The following is a 21,161-nucleotide window of genomic DNA, read 5'->3' as shown; positions in this document are numbered from 1 at the left end:
TGGAGAGGATAAGGGAACGTAAAAAATGAAAAAGAAATTAATATTAGAATCCGGCGAAGTGTTTCACGGTGAAGGTTTCGGCGCGAATCTGCAAACCGAAGGCGAGGTCGTTTTCAATACCGGAATGACCGGCTATCAGGAGCTGATTTCTGACCCATCCTACAGCGGCCAATTGGTTTGCATGACTTATCCACTGATCGGAAATTACGGAATCAACCGAGATGATTACGAAAGCATGGAACCGGCCATGAAAGGTCTGATTGTGAAAGAATTGTGTGAGTTTCCATCCAATTTCCGTAGCCAGATGACGGTTGATGAACTTTTTAAGAAAAAAGGGCTTTCCGGAATTCAGGGAATTGATACCCGAAAACTGACCAGAATCATCAGAAATAAGGGAGTTGTAAGAGGAAAAATCGTAGATGCGGAGGCTGACGAAAAGCAGGTGGTCACCGAATTGAAATCTTTCGTGGTTCCAACAAATCAGGTGGAAAGCGTTTCCACAAAAACTGCGTATGCCGCTCCAGGAAGAGGTTTCAAAGTGGTGTTGGTTGACTTTGGGTCCAAATTGGGAATTATCCGCGAACTTTCTCAAAGAGATTGCGACATTACGGTAGTTTCCCAGGACATCACCGCTGATGAGATTCTGATGATCAATCCAGATGGCGTAATGCTTTCTAATGGTCCCGGTGATCCGCAAGACGTGAAAGGTGCTCAGGAAATGATCAACGGACTGCTGGGAAAAGTGCCAATTTTCGGGATTTGTCTCGGGCATCAATTGATCGGTTTGGCATGTGGTGCGAAAACTTTCAAGTTAAAGTTCGGACATCGAGGAGGAAATCACCCTGTGCTCTACATCGACAAAAACCGAGTGGAAATCACTGCTCAAAACCACGGATACGCCATAGATTCCGAAAGTTTAAAAAACACAGATTTGGAAGAAACCCACATTGCTTTGAATGATAGAACCAACGAAGGCTTCAGGCACAAAATTCATCCTTGTTTCTCCGTTCAATACCATCCGGAGGCAAGTCCCGGTCCGGAAGATTCAAACTATTTGTTTGATGAGTTTATCGACTTAATGAAAAGTTTTAATTCAAAGATTGGATAAGGTTTTAATTTGAAAATGGAAAAGCAGTTATGCCGTATTTACCCATTCTGAAAGTGAAAAAGATACGATTGGCAATTTCATCATTACTAAAAACGACACCATTAAAAAAAAATGAAGTTGAATATTAAAATCTTTTAAAATCTGACGGAATTGAACTGGTTGAAAAATATTCTTGGAAAAAAATTCAACCCCCAAAAAAATCGGAAATAAATGGTGAAAATTGCGGACCACGAAGCGGTTCAACCAAAATAACCACCAATACAAATTGTGGAAAACGAAAAATAAAATCTAATAAAAAAGCCCCGAAAATATTCACTCCTTTGGAGCAATGTAGGGAGGACAAAAAATGAAAAGAACAGACATCAAAACAATTCTAGTAATCGGTTCTGGCCCGATCATCATCGGTCAAGCTGCGGAATTTGATTATGCAGGAACTCAGGCGTGTCTCGCCCTAATAGAGGAAGGTTACCGCGTAATCCTTATCAATTCTAATCCGGCTACCATTATGACGGATGTGGAAATCGCTGATAAAGTTTACATCGAGCCCATTTCACTTCAATTTGTGAGTCACATCATTCGCAAGGAAAGACCGGATGCGCTATTGCCTACGCTTGGCGGACAAACCGGACTCAACATGGCGGTAGAACTTGAAAGATCGGGAGTTTTGGCCGAATGTAAAGTCGAAGTCCTAGGAACTAAACTTTCAGCCATCAATAAAGCGGAGGATCGAGATTTGTTCAGGGAACTGATGAAGGATTTAAACGAACCCGTACCGGATAGCGAAATAGTGCACACCGCTGAAGAAGCGATTGCTTTCGCTGAAAAAATTGGTTATCCCGTGATTGTTCGCCCCGCCTTTACAATGGGGGGAACAGGAGGAGGAATCGCAGACAACGAAACCCAGCTCCACGAAATTACAGATTTGGGCTTAAAATATTCTCCGGTGCGCCAATGTCTGGTGGAAAAATCCATCGCTGGCTTTAAGGAAATAGAATATGAAGTGATGCGGGATGCAAACGATAACGCTATCGTGGTCTGTAATATGGAAAACATTGATCCGGTAGGTATCCACACCGGGGATTCCATTGTGGTGGCACCATCGCAAACACTTTCCGACAGGGAATATCAGTTGTTGAGGAACGCTTCTTTAAAAATAATCAGAGCATTAGGAATTGAAGGTGGTTGCAATGTGCAACTCGCACTGGATCCACATTCTTTCAACTATTATGTGATCGAGGTCAACCCGCGGGTTTCCCGTTCATCGGCTTTGGCCAGTAAAGCGACCGGTTATCCGATTGCGAAAATTGCCGCAAAAATTGCAGTAGGATTGACTTTGGATGAAATCATGAATCCAGTTACAGGAAAGACTTACGCATGTTTCGAACCGGCTTTGGATTATGTGGTGACGAAATTTCCGCGATTTCCTTTCGACAAATTTGAAACCGCCGACAGACGGCTTTCCACCCAAATGAAGGCAACAGGCGAAGTAATGGCCATAGGAAGAAATTTCGAGGAAAGTCTGCAAAAAGCCATCCGCTCGCTGGAAACCGGTTTAATGCATATCGGCCTAAAATCTAAACAGGCAGAAGAACTGACCGAAGAAGAAATCGAAAGAAGAATCAGAATCTGTGACGATGAAAGGCTATTCATCATCGGTGACGCGTTGCGACGCGGTTACGATTGGGAAAAAATTGTGGAGTGGAGCAAGATTGACAAATTCTTCATCTATAAAATCAAGAAACTGATTGATTTTGAAAAGGTGATTGCTGAAAATAAACCTGTAGGATCATTGATAGCGGCTGAAGCGTTAACGACGCTTCGGAAAGCAAAACAACTCGGTTTTTCAGATTCAAGCATCGCCGCTTTGTGGAACTTAACCCAAGAAGAAATTTTCAGGCTCAGAAAAGTAAACGGAATCATGCCGGTTTACAAAATGGTTGATACCTGCGCCGCAGAATTTGAAAGCCAAACGCCCTATTTTTATGGAACTTACGAGGATGAAAACGAAAGCGTTCCTTCTGGGAAAGAAAAAATCATCGTACTCGGTTCTGGTCCGATCCGGATCGGACAGGGCGTGGAATTTGATTACGCCACAGTTCACTCGGTATGGGCCATCAAACAGATGGGTTATGAGGCGATCATCATCAACAATAATCCTGAAACCGTTTCCACGGATTTCTCCATTTCAGACAAACTTTATTTTGAGCCTCTGACGGAAGAAGACGTGATGAACATCATCGAACTTGAAAAACCGAAAGGCGTCGTGGTGCAGTTTGGTGGACAAACCGCAATCAACCTTGCTGATAAATTGGCGAAACACGGCGTGAAAATTCTGGGAACTTCGCTAGAAGATTTAGACCGTGCCGAAGACAGAAATAAATTTGAAAGCGCCCTTCGCGAACTGGAAATTCCGCAACCGCTCGGCAAAACGTGTTTCACGAAAGAGGAAGCACACAAAATCGCACAGGAAATCGGTTTTCCCGTTTTGGTTAGGCCAAGTTACGTTTTGGGAGGAAGAGCGATGGAGATTGTATACGACGAAATTGAACTCGACCATTACATGACCAACGCGGTGAAAGAAGATTCCGAACACCCGATCCTGATCGACCGTTATCTGACCGGAAAAGAAGTAGAGGTGGACGCGATTTCCGATGGAGAAACGGTGATTATTCCCGGAATTATGGAACATATCGAAAGAGCGGGTGTTCACTCCGGAGATTCCATTGCGGTTTATCCACCTCAAAATATTACCGCAACACAGATTGAAACTTTAGTGGATTATACCCAAAGATTGGCAAAAGGACTGAATATCATTGGTTTAATGAATATTCAATATGTTCTGTATGAAGGAAATGTTTACGTGATCGAGGTGAATCCGCGCTCATCCAGAACCGTTCCTTTCCTTTCAAAAATTACAGATGTTCCGATGGCGAATTTGGCGACCAAAGCCATTTTGGGACAAAAACTTAAAGATTTAGGTTACAAAAACGGACTGGTTCCGAAAAAAGACGGAATTTATGTAAAAGTTCCGGTTTTCTCTTTCTCGAAATTAACGAAGGTTGATGTTTCCCTAGGTCCGGAAATGAAATCTACCGGAGAAGTGATGGGCAAAGATTCCACGCTGGAGAAAGCACTTTATAAAGGAATGATTGGTGCCGGAAGGAAAATGCCGCTTCACGGTGCGATACTTTTCACCGTTTCAGACAAACACAAAGCTGAAGCCGCGGAACTCGCAAGAAGGTTTCAGGAAATTGGTTTTAGAATCTGGGCTACAGAAGGCACTGCAAAGTTTTTTGAAGAGCACGGTGTGAAAACCAAAATCGGTTACAAAATCGGTGAAGATGATGTCAACCTGATTGATCTCATCCAAAAAGGAAAGGTGCAGTATGTAGTAAATACCACTACCAAAGGAAAACAGAGCGAAAGAGACGGTTTCCAAATCCGAAGAACCTCTGTAGAAAATGGTGTTCCGTGTCTCACTTCCATGGATACGGTGGAAGCGATACTGAAAGTAATCGAAAGTATGAGTTTTAAAATGGAGCGCATGTAAATTTGAATTTCTACCGCGAATAAAAACCTCATCGTCAATTGATCGGTGAGGTTTTTTCTTAATTCCAAACACTACTTTGATCTTAATGTTGCGAAAATCGATTTCTATAATTAACTAATGACAAGCATAATTTTTATTCAGATAAATTTGTCCTGATACATAATTCTTCATAGATTTGCTCAATAAAAGTTATTGATGAAAGATTATAACAAGATATTGATTTTTGTTTTTCTGACGGTACTGTTTTTTATCTATACCTTTTCATTATACGGTATGAATTTAGACTTTTCTTCGTTTGGCGGAAATTCTGCCGACCGAGGAAAACGCATTTGGCAGGAAAAAAACTGCACCGGCTGTCATCAAATCTATGGTCTTGGCGGATATTTAGGGCCGGATCTCACCAATACTTATTCCGAAAGAGGCACAGCATACATCAAAGCATTCTTAAAATCCGGGACTCAAACGATGCCCGATTTTAAATTGACCGACCAGGAAGTTGAAGATCTCACTGAATATCTGAAAAGTATCGACAAGTCAGGAATCGGGAGACCAAGCCAATTAAAAATTAATTATGATGGAACCATTGAACAACCTGAAAAATAATCCCGCACACAAATTTTTCTTTTTCGGATTGTTTCTGCTGGGATTCGCACTTTTATTTGGATTGATGGGTGCGCTCCAATATCTGGTTCCAGGTTTGCTCAAAGAAGATTTGTCTTTTGAAAAAGTTCGTCCGCTGCATGTCACTGCAGCGGTATTTTGGATTATTTCATGTGCAGTAGGCGCTGTGTACAGTTTTTTGGCAGAAAGAAACGAAAAACCAATTTTCTCCAAAACATTGATGGACATTCAGTTTTATCTTTTTTCGGGTGCAACGGTCTTAATTCTGACCACCTATCTTTTTGGAATTTTTGGCGGAAGGGAATATTGGGAATTTCATCCTTTACTGGCAATTCCTATCGGACTGAGTTGGGTTTTATTTATCATCAATGTCTTCAAATCGATTCACTCATTCAAAAAGCTCCCGGTTTACATGTGGATGTGGATGACCGGTGCCACTTTTTTTCTTTTTACCTTCATTGAATCCTATCTTTGGCTGATCCCATTTTTCCGCTCAAATATTGTTTCAGACATGACCATTCAATGGAAGTCTTACGGATCCATGGTCGGTTCCTGGAATCAGTTGATTTATGGAAGCAGTATTTATTTAATGGATAAAATCAGCGGAAACCAAAAATACAGTTATTCCAAAATCGGTTTCTTGCTCTATTTTCTCGGCCTTTTCAACCTGATGTTTAATTGGAGTCACCATATTTTCACGCTTCCGACTCCAAAATTTGTACAGTACATCGGATACGGAGTGAGTATGACGGAACTTATTTTGTTGGGCAGAATCATTTGGTTTTGGCGCTCATCTTTGACCACGGCCAAGAAAAATTATCACCTTTATTCCTACCGGTTTTTACTTTCGGCAGATATCTGGATTCTATTGACCCTGGCTGTAGCGATTGCCATGTCGGTTCCCGCGATCAATGTTTACACGCACGGAACGCATATCACAGTTGCACATACCATGGGAGCCACGATCGGAATCAATTCGTTTTTATTGCTTTCTTTTATATTTGATGTTTTTAATATTAAGGAAAAAAAAATCTCCGCCAAAAGGTTCACATTCGCTTTTTTCACCTTGAATATCAGTCTTTTTATTTTCTGGGTGGCTCTTTTGGTTGCCGGAGTTTTGAAGGCGGATTGGCAAATGCATCATCCGGAAATATTGTTCGCAGACATGATGAAGGAATTAAGGCCGGCTTTCATCGTGTTTTTTATTTCAGGAATCGGTGTTGCGACTGGTTTTTACATCATTATCTATAAAATTGTCAAACATTATAGGATGGCGAAATAGATTTTTTTCTACTAATCAAACCAAAATCGGAGAATTTAATAACCATTGAGATATGGTGATATTTAAGCATTGAATCGTGAAATTAGGTTTTCACGATTTTTTTCCGTACCTTATCCGTTCTTGTAAAAGCTGAAAAAATAATGTGTATGGAACCAATGAATTTTAAGAGCCTGAATGTGATCAACCCGATCATAAGGGCTTCAACTGAGGCAGGTTTTGGAAGGCCAACAGAAATCCAAAGAAAAATGATCCCCAATATCATTTCAAACAAAGACGTTTTCTGCAAAACGAAAAATGACGGGAAAAAAGTGGCGTCATTCGTGATTCCCATCATCCAGATGATGAAGAAAAATATGGTGGACCACCGCAATATCAGAGTGCTGATTATTTGCGCAACCAATGAAGAAGTCATGAAAGTGGATCAATATTTTGATATATTCAGTGAGTATCTCCCGATTTCGAAATTCGCTGTTTTAGATGGTGAGCTGAATGGTTCGCAAATTTATCAGCTCCGAAAAGGACCGGATATTTTGATGGCGACTCCCGAAAGACTTCACCACCTGGTTTTGCAGGGGCATTGTGATTTTTCGAAAATCGAAACGGTGGTCATCGCGACTGTCTCCGGACTTGACGAACTGGATTTATTGCAGGAAACCTCAAACATCCTGCACAGACTTCCGCCCAAAGCGCAGTCTGTTTTCTACACAGAAAATATTTCAAAGTCAGTGAAGGAGTTTGTCAGAAAATTCCTTAAAAACCCAATTGAAGTGAATATTCCCGCAGAATTTTCGGTGAAGCAGATGGCGAGTTTGCCGATACGCTATCTGAAGGAGCATGCCGATATGATCTCAGAACAAATCACCACAACAGGAAATGGTCGCTCATTCGCTTTCTGATGTGGATTGAATTAGAAAACAATTTTATTAACCTTTAAAAATAATTATAAGTATGTCTGAAACTTTTATAAAAAAAGAATTCAAAAAAAAGAAATTACAGAAACAACAGGAAAAAGAAAAAAGAAGAGAAGAACGTAAACTGAACAACGATAAAGGCAAGAACTTTAAAGAAATGTTTATGTATGTCGATGAATTTGGCAGATTGGTAGAAACTCCGCCCAGTGAAGAGGATCACGTGGATGTGGAATTGTCTGATATTCAATTGGGAGCGGCGCCGTTGATTGCCGAGAGTCCGGTGAAATCTGGAACGGTATCCTTCGTGAATTCCGAGAAAGAATACGGTTTTATCAATCATCCGAAAACCGGTGAAAATCTTTTTTTCCACTTTAGCAATTGCGCGCATCCCGTGAAAATGGGAAATAAAGTATCGTTCGAAAAAGTAAGATCGCCAAAAGGTTTTGCGGCAGTGAATGTGCAGATGTTAAAATAGGGTGGTGTGCGCATGATCTAATTCGGAACTGATGTGGATTGCAGAAATTTTCAAAATACCTTCGTACAGATTTCATGAAATGAGGGAAGTTTCATTACCTTTATCAAAAATAAATCTTATGAAAAAACTCATTATTTCTGCATTTTGCGTGGTTTCTACCTTGGCTTATTCACAATGGAACCTTCCTGCGGCGAGTCCGCGGCAAACTGTGGAACAGCAATTTTCAATGGCTAAAATTACCGTTGATTATGGGAGACCAGGTGTGAAAGGAAGAAAAATCTTTGGCGAACTCGTTCCTTTCGGTAAAGTTTGGCGGGCAGGAGCGAATTCATCCACGAAAATTACTTTCGCGCAATCAATCGATTTTGGTGGGAAAGTGGTTTCCGCCGGAACTTACGGACTGTTCATTATTCCACAGGAAAAAGAATGGAAAGTGATCCTGAATAAGGATTCCCAACAATGGGGAGCCTATGAATACGACGAAAAAAAGAACGTCGCAGATGTGACGGTTCCCGTTCAAAAATCGTCTGAAAAGCAGGAATATTTCGAAATTGCGCTGCAGCCGGTTGATGATAATGCAATTGATTTGGTGCTAAAGTGGGATTTCACAAAGGTGGTGGTTCCGCTGAAAACCGGGAATCCAGAAACCGCTGCTAAAATTGTAGATAAACTAAAAGAAATCAAGCAGATTGAAAAAGACGCCGCTGCAAAAAAATAGCAAAAAGTGAACTTCGGTTCACTTTTTTTTATTAAAAATACTTGTCAATTTTTCGGTTGAACGGAAATGCATTTAAAACTAAATTTGCATTACTCATTACTCATTACTCATTACTCATGAATTTATCTGCGCAAATAATGTACGATGCTTCATTCAACAAAAACCCGGATTTCGAGGGCGTTTTCTGGATGGGCGTGAAAACAACCGGAATCTTCTGCCGACCAACCTGTACTGCAAGAAAACCAAAGTTTGAAAACGTGGAATTCTTCACGAATACCAAAGATGCTATTCTGAAAGGTTACCGCCCATGCAAAATATGCAAACCACTTGAAAATCCTGGAAAAACTCCGGAATTTATTCAAAAATTATTGGATGAAATCGCTGAAAATCCGGCATTGAAGTTCAAGGATTATGATTTAGTTCTTCGAGGTTTGGAACCTGCCACGGTGCGCAGATGGTTTCAGAAAAATCACGGAATGACTTTTCAGGCATTTCAAAGGATGTTTAAACTGAACTCTGCTTTTAAGAAACTGCAGAATGGTGAAAATGTGATTGATGCCGCTTTTGACAGTGGCTACGAAAGTTTGAGTGGTTTTGGTGAAAGTTTTAAAAACATCTTTGGCGTTTCTCCAAAAAAATCGCAGGCAGAAAAAATTGTGGATCTAAAAAGAGTGGAAACACCGCTTGGAACTTTGATTGCCTGTGCCGATGAAAACGGAATCTGCATGCTGGAGTTTTCTGACCGGAAGGCGCTTCCCACAGAATTGAAAGAAATCTCGAAACATTTCAACGCCAATATTGTACAGGGTGAAAATCCCCATTTCAATACATTGGAAAAGGAACTTGCCGAATACTTTGAAGGGAACCTGCAAGATTTCTCCGTTCCACTTTCACCGGTGGGAACGGATTTTCAGAAAAAGGTTTGGGAAGTCTTGAGAAAAATTCCATACGGAACCACCAAAAGTTACCTGGAACAGGCAAAAATTCTGGGAAATCCAAAAGCGGTTAGGGCAGTTGCCAATGCCAACGGATTGAATAAAATTTCCATCATTATTCCCTGTCACCGCGTCATCGGAAGTGATGGCAAACTCACCGGATATGGTGGCGGAATCTGGCGAAAACAAAAACTGCTGGAACTGGAGAAAGCACTTTTGTTTTAAGATTAAAGGAAAAAGATCTTGGTCTAAACTGGATTCGTTTGGCAGGAGTAATAGATATTTACCTCACTAAATCACTCCTTTTTTTTATCTTTGAAAAAAAAGTTCAATGAAGAATTTTCTCCAGCCCACCTTAGAAAATGAAATCGTAAAATTACTTCCCCTTCAGGAAAATGATTTTGGGAGGTTGTATGAAGTGGCATCCGACCCGAAAATCTGGGAAATGCATCCCAACAAGAACCGTTTCGAAAAGGAGGTTTTCAGAAATTTCTTTGAGGGCGCGATGATTTCCGGCGGAGCGTTTCTGATCATTGACAAAGAAAGCGATGAAGTAGCGGGAAGCACCAGGTTTTACGATTTTGACCAAAATGAAAATTCAATTTTCATTGGTTACACTTTCTACGGAACCAAATTTTGGGGTTCTAAACTCAATCCAAAAGTCAAAAAACTCATGCTGGATTATATTTTCCAATATGTGGATTTGGTGAAATTCCATGTTGGAGCAACAAACTGGCGTTCCAGAACAGCTATGGAAAGGTTGGGTGCAGAAAATATGGGAAACATTTCAGTGGCATACCACGGAGAACCGAATAGAGAAAATGTGGAGTATTGGATTAAGAAACGGGACTGGGTGGTGAAACAGCAACTTCATTAGTTTTTTCCCAATGGATGCAATGAGGGAAAAGAGTTCAAATTGTTTGCATTACATTCATTTTCAATGCTGAAAACTATTCCGATAGAAACCGGAAGCTTCGTCATGAAATTCATTTCCCTGCACAATCCTGGAACAATTCTGCCCCGAAATAGAACACGAACAACCACGCAATTCCTTTCAGCGTGAAAAATATCAATCCGCCGATTCCCACGCGTTTGAACCACTTTTTCCATTTCGTTTCCGGAGTGTTTTCGGGTTGCAAATCTTCCATTTCAAAACTTTTTTCAAAGTTAGCGCTTTTTTGTGTCAGAAGTCGATCTTGATAAACTCTTTTTGCAAAGTTGCATAAAAACTGTAACTTTAGAGACCAATCTAATTTTAATTATGTCTAAAAAAATCAACGATTTCGGAATCGAAAAAACACTTAAAAATTTAGGGATTTCAAAAGAAAACAAAGGGGTTTGTTCTGGCGGTAAATCCTTTGCCAATGGGGATTTGATAGAATCTTATTCACCAACTGACGGCAAATTGATCGCCAAAGTGAAATCTGCAGCTTCTAAAGATTATGATAAAGTAATTGAAACGGCAAAATCTGCCTTCGCGGAATTTCGTATGATTCCTGCGCCAAAAAGGGGGGAATTGGTTCGCCAGTTTGGCAATAAATTAAGGGAGAAAAAAGACGATCTGGGAAAACTGGTTTCTTATGAAATGGGGAAATCTCTGCAAGAGGGATTGGGCGAAGTACAGGAAATGATCGATATCTGCGATTTCGCAGTCGGGCTTTCTCGTCAACTTCACGGTTTCACGATGCATTCCGAAAGACCGGGACACAGAATGTATGAACAGTATCATCCGCTCGGAATTGTGGGAATTATTTCGGCATTCAACTTTCCGGTGGCGGTTTGGAGTTGGAATAATGCGCTTTCCTGGATTTGCGGAAATGTCACGATTTGGAAACCATCTGAAAAAACACCACTTTGCGGCATTGCCTGCCAAAATATTATTTCCGAAGTATTAAAGGAAAACAATCTTCCGGAAGGAATTTCAAACCTGATTGTGGGCGACCACAAAATCGGTGATCAATTGGTTAATGATAAAAATATTGCACTTGTATCTTTCACGGGCTCCACAAGAGTTGGAAGAATTGTGGGAACCAATGTTGCCCAAAGATTCGGAAAATCAATTCTGGAATTAGGGGGAAACAATGCTATTATCATTTCTAAAGATGCCGATTTGGATATGTCGATTATTGGTGCCGTTTTCGGAGCAGTGGGAACTGCCGGACAAAGATGTACTTCCACAAGACGTTTGATCATTCATGAATCTGTTTATGACGAAGTGAAAAACCGCTTGGTAAAAGCTTACGGACAATTGAAAATAGGAAATCCTTTGGACGAGAAAAACCATGTTGGTCCTTTAATCGACCAAAATGCAGTTCAGCAATATTTGGATTCCATCAAAAAATGCAAAAAAGAAGGTGGGAAATTTATAGTGGAAGGCGGAATTTTGGAAGGAAAAAATTTCGAATCCGGTTGCTATGTGAAACCATGCATCGCGGAAGTGAAAAATTCTTTTGAAATCGTGCAGCACGAAACTTTTGCCCCAATTTTATACCTGATCAAATATAAGAAACTGGAAGACGCGATCGCAATGCAGAATGATGTTCCGCAAGGATTAAGTTCAGCGATCATGACCCAGAATCTTCGTGAAGCAGAGCTTTTCCTTTCACAGGCAGGTTCGGATTGCGGCATTGCCAATGTAAATATCGGAACATCCGGCGCGGAAATCGGCGGTGCTTTCGGCGGCGAAAAAGAAACCGGCGGCGGAAGAGAATCCGGCTCTGATGTTTGGAAATACTACATGAGAAGACAAACCAACACCATTAACTATAGTACGCATCTTCCTTTGGCACAAGGAATTAGGTTTGATTTGTAAATTTTTTAGATCAGTTAGTGAATTTTCCTTCGGAAGTTATATGTTTCATCTGTGAATTTTTAAATATAATATTGATCGCTGGAAACTACTTTAACATGATCACCCATAACACCAAACCCAAAACACGTATCCCATTAATACATTAAACAAAATAGAAATAATATGAACGACGCAATTGCATCTCACCCACAACCGACCAACACTGTGAAACAAATACTTGGCAGACACATGCTCGCCGATGGATTTGATTTTGTGATGGATTTGGAAAAGTCCCACGGAAGCTGGATTCACGATAGAACTACCGGAAAAGAATTTCTGGATATGTTTTCCATGTTTGCTTCCGCAGCGATCGGTTATAACCATCCGTATCTTGTAAAACATTCTGACTGGCTCGGTAAACTGGCGGTAAACAAGCCGACTTTGGCCGATGTTTATTCTCAGGAATTCGCCGATTTCATGGAGGTTTTCGAAAGAGTAGCCATCCCAAAAGAATTGCAGTACTGCTTCTTCATCGAAGGCGGAAGCATGGGTGTTGAAAATGCGATGAAAGCATGTTTCGACTGGAAAACCAGAAAAAACTTTGAAAAAGATTTAGAAACCGAGGGTGATATTTGCATCCATTTCAAACAGGCTTTCCACGGCAGAAGTGGTTACACGTTGAGTTTGACCAACACTTCCGATCCTAGAAAATACCAATATTTCCCGAAATTCGACTGGCCAAGAATTTTGAACCCACATTTGAATTTCCCGATTACCGAGGAAAATCTGGAGGAAACCATTAAGAATGAAAATCTTGCCTTGATGCAAATCCAGGAAGCCATTCTGATGAATCCGGATCGTGTGGCGTGCATCATCATTGAACCGATTCAGGCAGAAGGAGGTGACCATCATTTCCGCGACGAGTTTTTTGTGGGGCTTAGAAATATCTGCGATGATAATGAAGTGCTCTTAATCTTTGACGAAGTTCAAACCGGAATAGGTTTGACCGGAAAAATGTGGGCATTCCAACATTTCAGTGTCGCACCGGATATTATCTCCTTCGGCAAGAAAACCCAGGTTTGCGGAATTCTGGCAAACAAGGAAAAATTTGACGAGATTCCAAATAATGTCTTCCGGGAAAGTTCCAGAATCAATTCTACTTTCGGTGGAAACTTTATGGATATGATGAGGTTGAAATTGACTTTGGAAGTTATTGAAAATGAAAATCTTGTAGAAAATGCAAGACTTGTTGGTGATTATCTTTTGGAAGGTCTGAAAGAACTGGAACAAAGATTCCCGGATAAAATTTCAAATGCGAGAGGAAGAGGTTTGATGTGCGCAATCGATTTGCCCACCGAAGCAGACCGCGACAGGATGCGTGAAGTTCTTTATGATGACGGTTTGATTGTTTTGGCATGTGGTGACAGCGCCATTCGTTTCCGTCCGCATTTGAATGTGACCAAGGAGGAAATCCAACTGGCATTGGACAAGATTGCAGATAATATCGGAAAAATTTAGATGGAGATGACAGATCTCTTTGAATTTAAATTTTAAGAAATCTTAACGTCTGTTTATGATTAATTCTTCGTAATTTTATTTCCTTAAAGTAAAGAATATGGAAAAAATCATAAAGGTTCCCGTGTTTGAAAGTGATCAGCCGGCGGAAATTCAGATTATTAAATCAAAACTGGAAGCCGAAAATATCCCGGTATCGTTGAATGACAAATACCTGACTTTTACCACCACGCCAACTGCGAATTCGATACGGGTGATGGTGAATTTGACGGACGAGAAGAAATCTTTTGAAATCATAGACCGTTACTTGAAAGAATTAGATCAATAAGAAAATTATTAACGCTAAAAATAGTTTTTTATAATTTTAAATTTTACGTTTTACAGAAATCGGAGTCAAAAATTGACTCCGATTTTTTTTTTGCAAATCCCAGGAATGAAAGGCTATAGCTTTTCCTTCATCATCTTGATAAAGACTGAAGGTTTCAGATCGAACTTTCTTCGGAAATTATCAGAGAAATTCTCAGTACTGGAAAATCCCGCGATGAAGGCAAGTTCTTTAACATCCATATTAATGTATTTTACGTCATGCCGGAGTTGGTCAATAATGTAATCCAAACGGAGGTCATTGATGTACAGGGTGAAAGTTTTTCCTTTATAGGTATTGATGATTTTGGAGAAGTAGGTGGAGTTGGTTCCCAATTCCTCACTGAGCAATTTTTGTGAGAGCTGAGGATTGAGAAATTTATTTTCATTTTCAAAAATTTCCAGTTGCGTCAAAATATTCTCTACAAAAATTGGATTAAGTCCCGGTATCTTATTATAGAAATCATAGTCGAATTTTTCCTTGGAAAAATTATCGGTAAGATCTTCACGTGGTTTTTCCTCTTTGCTACGTATGGTGTCCTGCTGGGAAAGGATTTCCTCGAATCTCTTTTTATAATTTTGTTTTTCTCTATAAATCCGGAAGCCAAATACTAAAAAACCGAGCATCAGTAAGCTGAATACCGTAATAAAGAAAGATCTTTGGTTTTGGAGGGTGTTTTCAATCCTGTTTTTTTCTGCAACCAGTTTTTCGGTATCGTATTCCTTAACGATTCTTTGATAAAGATACTTGTAGTTTTTTTCGTAAGACCGGTCCAGGACCATGAGCTTGTTAATATATTCAAGTTGTTTCTCGGTATCTCCTTTAGAATGGTAGTATTTGATTAATATTTCATACGCAGGTCTGAACTGTGGGTCGAGTTTTTTTGTTTTGTTATAATGTTTGTCGATTTCATCCAGGTATTTTATGGCTAAGCTCCTTTTACCAATTTGCCAATAGGATAAACCTAAATAAAAAATCTCGGTATTGTGTTCCCATTGGTCATTATATAATTTTAAGGCCTCAGAAAATTTAGAGATTGCAGTCTTATAATCCTTAAGATGATAAGCGGTGATTCCTTCGGAAGTGATGAAGTAGGGGACATATTGCGAAAGATTATTTTTTTTGAGGTAATCAAAAGCTTCTCTTAAAAGCGCCTCGTTTCCGCTGAATTGACCTAACTTTGTATTGGTATCAATCAGGCTCATCAGCGAATAGATGTAGTACATCTGGTAATTCCTTCCCAGTGAGGTTTTATTTTTCAGATTATCTTTAAAATATTTAAGGCATACCAATAATTCTTTTTTTGCATCTTCATATTGGCCAAGATATATTTTATTTTGGGCTATAATATATATGGTTTTATTAAAGATATAAGTGTTACCATATTCCTGCGACAATCTATTCGCAATAAGAATATCAGTTAGTGCCTTTTGATAGAATTCTTCAGCCATATTGATATTACCGCGGCTAAGATAAGCGTCCAACAGAATTTTTTTGACTTTAGACTTTTGTGCAGTAATAAGCGCGCTGTCCGCATACTTCAGATTCACCGGATAAGAACTCGACATACTTGCATACCGATATCCATAAAATAAGGCCTCATCATTACCCTCCCTTTTAGATTTATTGATATAGAAATTAATGAGTTCCCACATTTTTGAGGGATTATTGCTATAGCTGTCAATCTTTTTTTCAATTTCTTCATTGGTCAAATTATCAATTTTGACACTTTGAGCATGGAAATGGGTGAAAAATAACAGAAATAATAGGAGGAAAAACGATAATATATATTTCAACCGCATAAAAGGCTAACACTTTGATTATTAGTTATATATATTTGAATGATTCTTTTGTTTTACAATAATACTGTAAATTTTTTAAAAAATCTTTATAAAATTTAAAATATTCGTGTGATTTTTTATAAACTAACGGTTGATTTTTTTGCAGGGAGTATTGGATCCGCCATACATTTGTCAAAAATAATTCACATGAAAAAAATAGCAATCCTATCAGCAGTAGTTCTTACTACAATTACATTACAATCTTGCAGACAATCAGATGATGTATTGTCACCAGAAGAAGCAGCAACTTTGAGAAGAGCTCAAGATTCCTCAAACCAGTCATTATACAAAGGTACAACTATAAATATGAACGAAGGGCAGAGTGCTCCAACCATTTCAGATGCGGATGGAGAGATTCTTCCACCTCCAAGAAAATAACATACTATAACAATTTTTTTTTTTTTTTTCATCATTTGTGTTTTGGTTCTTCTGTGGTTAATTCCATGGAAGAACCTTTTTTATGGAAATAGGAGATTTTCAATATTTATTTGGTATCTCACCAAGTTTCCTTATTTTCGTACCTTTGTGAAATATCCTTTATTATGGAAGAAACCTATATTGAAACCCAACAAATCTCTTTTCAGGATTTTAAAAAAAATGTCTTAGAAGATTACAAACTTGGAAGAATTTCCCGCGAGATGTCCTATTTAGGAAGAAGGGAAGTCCTCACCGGAAAAGCAAAGTTTGGAATTTTTGGAGACGGGAAGGAATTGCCTCAGCTGGCGATGGCAAAGGTTTTTAGAAATGGTGATTTTCGTTCCGGATATTACCGCGACCAAACCTTTGCAATGGCGGTTGATGCGTTGACAGTAGAAAGTTTCTTTGCGCAGTTGTATGCAGATACCAGTGTGGAGCGCGAACCCGCGTCAGCAGGACGACAGATGAACGGTCATTACGCGACCAGAAGCCTAAACGAAGATGGAAGCTGGAAGAATCTGATGAATCAAAAGAATATCTCCTCAGATATTTCTCCCACTGCCGGACAAATGCCTAGATTGTTAGGTTTGGCACAAGCTTCAAAAATCTATAAATCAGTAAAATTCGAAGGTTCGGAAAAGTTTTCAAATAATGGAAATGAAGTCGCTTTCGGAACCATTGGAGACGCATCAACGGCGGAAGGACATTTTTGGGAAACCCTAAATGCCGCATGTGCATTGCAAGTTCCAATGATTATTTCCATTTGGGACGATGGTTACGGAATTTCCGTTCCCACTCAAAATCAAAGAGCAAAAGCGGATATCGCCGAAATGCTCTCCGGTTTTCAGCGAAAAGAAGGTGAAAGCCAGGGCTGCGAAATCATTCAGGTAAAAGCTTGGGATTATCCGTCGCTTTTGGATGCCTATGCTCGCGCCGAACATTTCGCCAGAACGGAGTCTGTCCCAGTAGTAGTTCACGTGGTGGAAGTTACCCAACCGCAAGGACATTCCACTTCAGGTTCTCATGAAAGATATAAGAATGAAGCTCGTTTGAATTGGGAAACCGAATTCGACGGACTTGCGAAATTTAAAGAATGGATTTTGAACTATTCCATTGAGATCGAAGGAAAAGAGGAAGTTTTGGCAACTGCCGAAGAATTGGATTCCATAGACTCAGAAGCGAAAAAGTGGGTGAAAGAAGGCCAGAAAAGAGCTTGGGAAAGTTATCAGAATTCCATCAAAGAAATTAAGGACGCCATTCTTCCATTGGTTGAAAATTGCAAATCTCAAAATCCGGAAATTTCTGTTGAAATAGACCGTTTCAATAAAATCATCTCTGTTGCGAAGAAAGATGTTTTCCATTTGGCGAGAAAGGTTTTGCTCTTGACCAGAGGAAATCAAACGGCTGAAAGACAAAATCTTCAAACGAAATTTGACGAACTTTTTAAAGTTGAAAAAGATAATTACTCCTCTCACCTTTATTCCCAATCCCAATGGAAAGCGGCGAATGTGAAAGAAGTTCCGCCGGTTTTTACGGACAGTTCCGAAACCGTTGACGGACGAGTAGTGGTCAGAAACAATTTCGACAAGATTTTCGAAAAATATCCTGAAACACTGGTTTTCGGTGAAGATGCCGGAAATATTGGTGACGTGAATCAAGGTTTGGAAGGACTTCAGGAAAAATATGGCGAGTTGCGAATTGCCGATACAGGAATCCGCGAAGCAACCATTCTCGGTCAGGGAATCGGAATGGCAATGCGCGGTTTGAGACCAATCGCGGAAATCCAATATCTCGATTATATTCTTTATTGCTTGCAAGGAATGAGCGATGATTTGGCTACAGTGCAATACCGAACAAAAGGAGGACAAAAAGCGCCGGTCATCATCAGAACCCGCGGACACCGCTTGGAAGGGATTTGGCATTCCGGGTCGCCAATGGCAGGAATTCTAAATCTTTCAAAAGGAATCAATATTTTGGTTCCAAGAAACCTGACCAAAGCTGCCGGTTTCTACAACACCATGCTCCAAAGCGATGAACCCGCGGTGATCGTGGAAACTTTAAACGGTTATCGATTGAAGGAAAAACAGCCCGATAATTTGGGTGAATTCACTGTTCCTGTCGGGAAAGTGGAGATTACCAAAGAGGGAAATGACGTGACTTTGGTGACTTATGGTTCTACTTGGAGAGTGGTGATGGATGCTGCAAACGAACTCGAGAATTTGGGAATATCTGCGGAAGTGATTGATGTGCAGTCATTGATTCCGTTCGACTTAACCCATGAAATTGCAGAAAGTGTGAAAAAAACCAGCCGCCTAGTCGTGATTGATGAAGATGTGGAAGGTGGAACTTCCGCGTTCATACTGCAGCAGATTTTGGAGAAACAGAAAGCATTCAGATATTTGGATTCAGATCCGTTAACGATTTGTGCAGAAAATCACAGACCAGCTTATGCAAGTGATGGTGATTATTTCAGCAAGCCAAGTGCGGATGATATGGTGGAGAAAATTTATGGAATGTTTTATGAAAACGATCCTGTAAAATTCCCAAAGATTTAAATTAGAATTTTAATACGCTTAAAAAATTGGCTTTTGGTTTAGAAATTTCCAAAAGCTTATTTTTTATCAGGTCACTTACAAAAGAATCCTCTGATTCCGAGCTCAAAAATATTTTCTCAAATAAAGATTTCCGGCGGCTATAACCATCGATAAACTCTTTATTGGAACTCCAATGTTGCAGATCACTTTTTCGCATCCAGGTTACAAAATCTGAGTTATTCCTTGCAAAAATGCTTTTCTTTCGGTTTGTCAGGGTATATTTCATCATATAAGACTTCGTGTTACGAGAAAGCAAAAATAAAAACTAATTGTATATCAACGCGTTAATTGAATTTAAAAAATTATTAAATTATGCGTTGCTCATTTTCAACTTGGACCAATCATGCATTAATGCTCAGAAATTTTCCGTAAATTCGCACTAAATTTTTTAACTGATGAATTACGATATCATTGTCATCGGGAGTGGTCCCGGTGGATATGTGACCGCAATCAGAGCGGCACAGTTGGGTTTCAAAACGGCCATTATCGAAAAAGAAAATTTGGGCGGAATTTGCCTAAATTGGGGATGTATTCCCACTAAAGCTTTGCTGAAATCCGCACATGTTTTCAAATATTTGCAAAAAGCCGAGGAATTCGGTTTAAATAAAGTGGAGAATCCCGGTTTTGATTTTTCAAAAGTAATCCAGAGAAGTAGAGGTGTTGCCCAGAAAATGAGCGGCGGAATCTCTTTCCTGATGAAGAAAAACAAAATCGACGTCATCATGGGAACCGCAAAAATCCAAAAAGGTAGGAAGGTTTCCGTAGTGGATGCAGAAGGAAAAACCACTGAATATTCCGGTCAACATATCATTATCGCAACTGGTGCGCGTTCCAGAGAATTGCCAAACCTTCCTCAAGACGGGGTGAAAGTGATTGGTTACAGACAGGCTTTGAATCTTCCGGAACAACCAAAATCAATGATTGTAGTTGGTTCAGGCGCAATCGGAGTGGAATTTGCGGATTTCTATAATTCGTTGGGAACGAAAGTGACCATCGTGGAATTTATGCCGAATATTGTTCCGGTGGAAGACGAAGACGTTTCTAAACACGTTGAAAAATCACTGAAAAAATCAGGAATCGAAATCATGACGAATGCTTCCGTGGAATCGGTGGATACTTCCGGAAACGGCGTGAAAGCCAATGTAAAAACCGCAACCGGAAACATCACTTTGGAGGCGGATATCTTACTTTCCGCAGTAGGAATCGCTGCAAATATCGAAGGTCAAGGATTCGAGGAAGTGGGAATTAAAACCGAGAAAGGAAGGGTTTTGGTCAATGAATGGTATGAAACTTCAGTTCCGGGATATTATGCAATTGGCGATATTTTGCCGACTCAGGCTTTAGCGCACGTTGCTTCCGCAGAAGGAATTACCTGTGTTGAAAAAATCAAGGGACTGCATACGGAACCTATTGATTATGGAAATATTCCGGGTTGTACCTATTGCCATCCGGAAATTGCATCCGTTGGTTTGACTGAAAAACAAGCGAAAGAAAAAGGTTACGAAATCAAAGTGGGGAAATTTCCATTCTCTGCATCCGGAAAAGCAACTGCAAACGGCGATACCGATGGTTTCATCAAAGTGATCTTCGATGCTAAGTATGGTGAATGGCTCGGTTGCCACATGGTGGGAGACGGAGTTACGGATATGATTGCAGAAGCGGTTGTAGCAAGAAAACTGGAAACCACAGGTCATGAAGTCCTGAAATCAATCCACCCGCATCCAACTATTTCGGAAGCTGTAATGGAAGCGGTTGCCGCTGCTTATGGTGAGGTGATTCATATTTGATTTGAAGCAAATAAAAAGTAAAGAGTTTAGTATAACGAAGTTCTTTTTATAAATAAATAAAACCATCGGAATGATTCGGTGGTTTTTGTTTTGAAGAATTTATGCTCTTAAAAACAGTTTATCTGAAATTTATTTGACGCTTTTGCCAGGAAAAATTATAGTAATACTTTGATATTTGATGGAGAACACCATCATCATCATTTTTTTTTCTGATGAATTAAAGGAACTGCATATCTTTTTCTTCACAGAGTA

17 protein-coding genes are annotated in these 21,161 nt (G+C 39.8%); 15 read left to right on the top strand and 2 right to left on the bottom strand.

The window, feature by feature from the left end; all coding sequences use genetic code 11:
• The first annotated feature begins 25 nt into the window (after positions 1-25).
• The 9 genes from carA to ACM44_RS09460 all read left to right on the top strand — a co-directional run bounded on the left by carA (position 26) and on the right by ACM44_RS09460 (position 10,477).
• Positions 26-1,108 carry a glutamine-hydrolyzing carbamoyl-phosphate synthase small subunit gene (gene carA, locus ACM44_RS09505; protein ID WP_048499808.1) on the top strand — a complete coding sequence of 361 codons (1,083 nt, stop codon included), beginning with the start codon at positions 26-28 and terminating at the stop codon, positions 1,106-1,108.
• Positions 1,109-1,454: 346 nt separating this feature from the next.
• The gene (carB, locus tag ACM44_RS09495) at positions 1,455-4,658 is read left to right on the top strand and encodes a carbamoyl-phosphate synthase large subunit (protein ID WP_048499806.1); all 3,204 of its coding nucleotides are present in this window, start codon (positions 1,455-1,457) and stop codon (positions 4,656-4,658) included.
• A 195-nt stretch (positions 4,659-4,853) separates the two neighbouring features.
• The gene (locus ACM44_RS09490; RefSeq protein WP_048499805.1) at positions 4,854-5,261 is read left to right on the top strand and encodes a c-type cytochrome; all 408 of its coding nucleotides are present in this window, start codon (positions 4,854-4,856) and stop codon (positions 5,259-5,261) included.
• Positions 5,230-6,561, top strand: a complete 1,332-nt coding sequence (locus ACM44_RS09485) for a cbb3-type cytochrome c oxidase subunit I (protein WP_083993698.1) — start codon at positions 5,230-5,232, stop codon at positions 6,559-6,561. The genes ACM44_RS09490 and ACM44_RS09485 overlap by 32 nt, the downstream gene beginning before the upstream one ends.
• A 146-nt stretch (positions 6,562-6,707) precedes the next feature.
• Positions 6,708-7,457 (top strand): DEAD/DEAH box helicase, encoded by a 750-nt coding sequence (locus ACM44_RS09480; protein ID WP_048499803.1) that lies wholly within the window; start codon positions 6,708-6,710, stop codon positions 7,455-7,457.
• Between the two features lie 52 nt (positions 7,458-7,509).
• Positions 7,510-7,947 carry a cold shock domain-containing protein gene (locus ACM44_RS09475; protein ID WP_048499802.1) on the top strand — a complete coding sequence of 146 codons (438 nt, stop codon included), beginning with the start codon at positions 7,510-7,512 and terminating at the stop codon, positions 7,945-7,947.
• A gap of 118 nt (positions 7,948-8,065) precedes the next feature.
• Complete coding sequence (locus tag ACM44_RS09470) at positions 8,066-8,665, top strand: DUF2911 domain-containing protein (RefSeq protein WP_083993709.1); 600 nt, start codon at positions 8,066-8,068, stop codon at positions 8,663-8,665.
• A gap of 137 nt (positions 8,666-8,802) precedes the next feature.
• Complete coding sequence (locus tag ACM44_RS15915) at positions 8,803-9,825, top strand: bifunctional transcriptional activator/DNA repair enzyme AdaA (RefSeq protein WP_316932553.1); 1,023 nt, start codon at positions 8,803-8,805, stop codon at positions 9,823-9,825.
• A 106-nt stretch (positions 9,826-9,931) separates the two neighbouring features.
• A complete protein-coding gene (locus ACM44_RS09460) occupies positions 9,932-10,477 on the top strand; it encodes a GNAT family N-acetyltransferase (protein ID WP_048499800.1) in 546 nt (181 codons plus the stop codon).
• Between the two features lie 109 nt (positions 10,478-10,586).
• Here ACM44_RS09460 and ACM44_RS15490 read toward each other — a convergent pair whose 3' ends face one another.
• Positions 10,587-10,748 carry a hypothetical protein gene (locus ACM44_RS15490; RefSeq protein ID WP_168712024.1) on the bottom strand — a complete coding sequence of 54 codons (162 nt, stop codon included), beginning with the start codon at positions 10,746-10,748 and terminating at the stop codon, positions 10,587-10,589.
• Between the two features lie 113 nt (positions 10,749-10,861).
• Here ACM44_RS15490 and amaB point away from each other — a divergent pair, with 113 nt between their 5' ends.
• The 3 genes from amaB to ACM44_RS09445 all read left to right on the top strand — a co-directional run bounded on the left by amaB (position 10,862) and on the right by ACM44_RS09445 (position 14,234).
• On the top strand, positions 10,862-12,412 hold the full coding sequence (gene amaB / locus ACM44_RS09455) for an L-piperidine-6-carboxylate dehydrogenase (protein WP_048499799.1): 1,551 nt from the start codon (positions 10,862-10,864) through the stop codon (positions 12,410-12,412).
• 162 nt (positions 12,413-12,574) lie between these two features.
• Positions 12,575-13,909: an L-lysine 6-transaminase gene (lat, locus tag ACM44_RS09450; protein ID WP_048499798.1), complete on the top strand. Its 1,335-nt coding sequence runs from the start codon at positions 12,575-12,577 to the stop codon at positions 13,907-13,909.
• Positions 13,910-14,006: 97 nt separating this feature from the next.
• Positions 14,007-14,234 (top strand): DUF2007 domain-containing protein, encoded by a 228-nt coding sequence (locus ACM44_RS09445; RefSeq protein ID WP_048499797.1) that lies wholly within the window; start codon positions 14,007-14,009, stop codon positions 14,232-14,234.
• A gap of 113 nt (positions 14,235-14,347) precedes the next feature.
• Here the strand turns inward: ACM44_RS09445 and ACM44_RS09440 are convergent, their stop codons facing one another.
• Positions 14,348-15,925, bottom strand: a complete 1,578-nt coding sequence (locus ACM44_RS09440; RefSeq protein WP_160304002.1) for a helix-turn-helix domain-containing protein — start codon at positions 15,923-15,925, stop codon at positions 14,348-14,350.
• Between the two features lie 333 nt (positions 15,926-16,258).
• Between ACM44_RS09440 and ACM44_RS09435 the strand changes: the two genes are divergently transcribed.
• From ACM44_RS09435 to lpdA, 3 genes are all read left to right on the top strand, one after another.
• A complete protein-coding gene (locus tag ACM44_RS09435; RefSeq protein ID WP_152669331.1) occupies positions 16,259-16,489 on the top strand; it encodes a hypothetical protein in 231 nt (76 codons plus the stop codon).
• Positions 16,490-16,653: 164 nt separating this feature from the next.
• On the top strand, positions 16,654-19,083 hold the full coding sequence (locus ACM44_RS09430) for an alpha-ketoacid dehydrogenase subunit alpha/beta (protein WP_048499794.1): 2,430 nt from the start codon (positions 16,654-16,656) through the stop codon (positions 19,081-19,083).
• A gap of 434 nt (positions 19,084-19,517) precedes the next feature.
• The gene (lpdA, locus tag ACM44_RS09420; RefSeq protein WP_048499792.1) at positions 19,518-20,909 is read left to right on the top strand and encodes a dihydrolipoyl dehydrogenase; all 1,392 of its coding nucleotides are present in this window, start codon (positions 19,518-19,520) and stop codon (positions 20,907-20,909) included.
• The last annotated feature ends 252 nt before the right edge of the window (positions 20,910-21,161 follow it).

This window comes from Chryseobacterium koreense CCUG 49689, assembly GCF_001045435.1.
GTDB lineage: Bacteria > Bacteroidota > Bacteroidia > Flavobacteriales > Weeksellaceae > Kaistella > Kaistella koreensis.
This window is presented reverse-complemented; position numbering and strand designations above follow the sequence as displayed.

Coding starts and splice junctions, on each gene's coding strand:
- carA (WP_048499808.1), top strand. CDS start 26: ATGAAAAAGAAATTAATATTAGAATCCGGCGAAGTGTTTCACGGTGAA.
- carB (WP_048499806.1), top strand. CDS start 1,455: ATGAAAAGAACAGACATCAAAACAATTCTAGTAATCGGTTCTGGCCCG.
- ACM44_RS09490 (WP_048499805.1), top strand. CDS start 4,854: ATGAAAGATTATAACAAGATATTGATTTTTGTTTTTCTGACGGTACTG.
- ACM44_RS09485 (WP_083993698.1), top strand. CDS start 5,230: ATGATGGAACCATTGAACAACCTGAAAAATAATCCCGCACACAAATTT.
- ACM44_RS09480 (WP_048499803.1), top strand. CDS start 6,708: ATGGAACCAATGAATTTTAAGAGCCTGAATGTGATCAACCCGATCATA.
- ACM44_RS09475 (WP_048499802.1), top strand. CDS start 7,510: ATGTCTGAAACTTTTATAAAAAAAGAATTCAAAAAAAAGAAATTACAG.
- ACM44_RS09470 (WP_083993709.1), top strand. CDS start 8,066: ATGAAAAAACTCATTATTTCTGCATTTTGCGTGGTTTCTACCTTGGCT.
- ACM44_RS15915 (WP_316932553.1), top strand. CDS start 8,803: ATGTACGATGCTTCATTCAACAAAAACCCGGATTTCGAGGGCGTTTTC.
- ACM44_RS09460 (WP_048499800.1), top strand. CDS start 9,932: ATGAAGAATTTTCTCCAGCCCACCTTAGAAAATGAAATCGTAAAATTA.
- ACM44_RS15490 (WP_168712024.1), bottom strand. CDS start 10,748: ATGGAAGATTTGCAACCCGAAAACACTCCGGAAACGAAATGGAAAAAG.
- amaB (WP_048499799.1), top strand. CDS start 10,862: ATGTCTAAAAAAATCAACGATTTCGGAATCGAAAAAACACTTAAAAAT.
- lat (WP_048499798.1), top strand. CDS start 12,575: ATGAACGACGCAATTGCATCTCACCCACAACCGACCAACACTGTGAAA.
- ACM44_RS09445 (WP_048499797.1), top strand. CDS start 14,007: ATGGAAAAAATCATAAAGGTTCCCGTGTTTGAAAGTGATCAGCCGGCG.
- ACM44_RS09440 (WP_160304002.1), bottom strand. CDS start 15,925: ATGTGGGAACTCATTAATTTCTATATCAATAAATCTAAAAGGGAGGGT.
- ACM44_RS09435 (WP_152669331.1), top strand. CDS start 16,259: ATGAAAAAAATAGCAATCCTATCAGCAGTAGTTCTTACTACAATTACA.
- ACM44_RS09430 (WP_048499794.1), top strand. CDS start 16,654: ATGGAAGAAACCTATATTGAAACCCAACAAATCTCTTTTCAGGATTTT.
- lpdA (WP_048499792.1), top strand. CDS start 19,518: ATGAATTACGATATCATTGTCATCGGGAGTGGTCCCGGTGGATATGTG.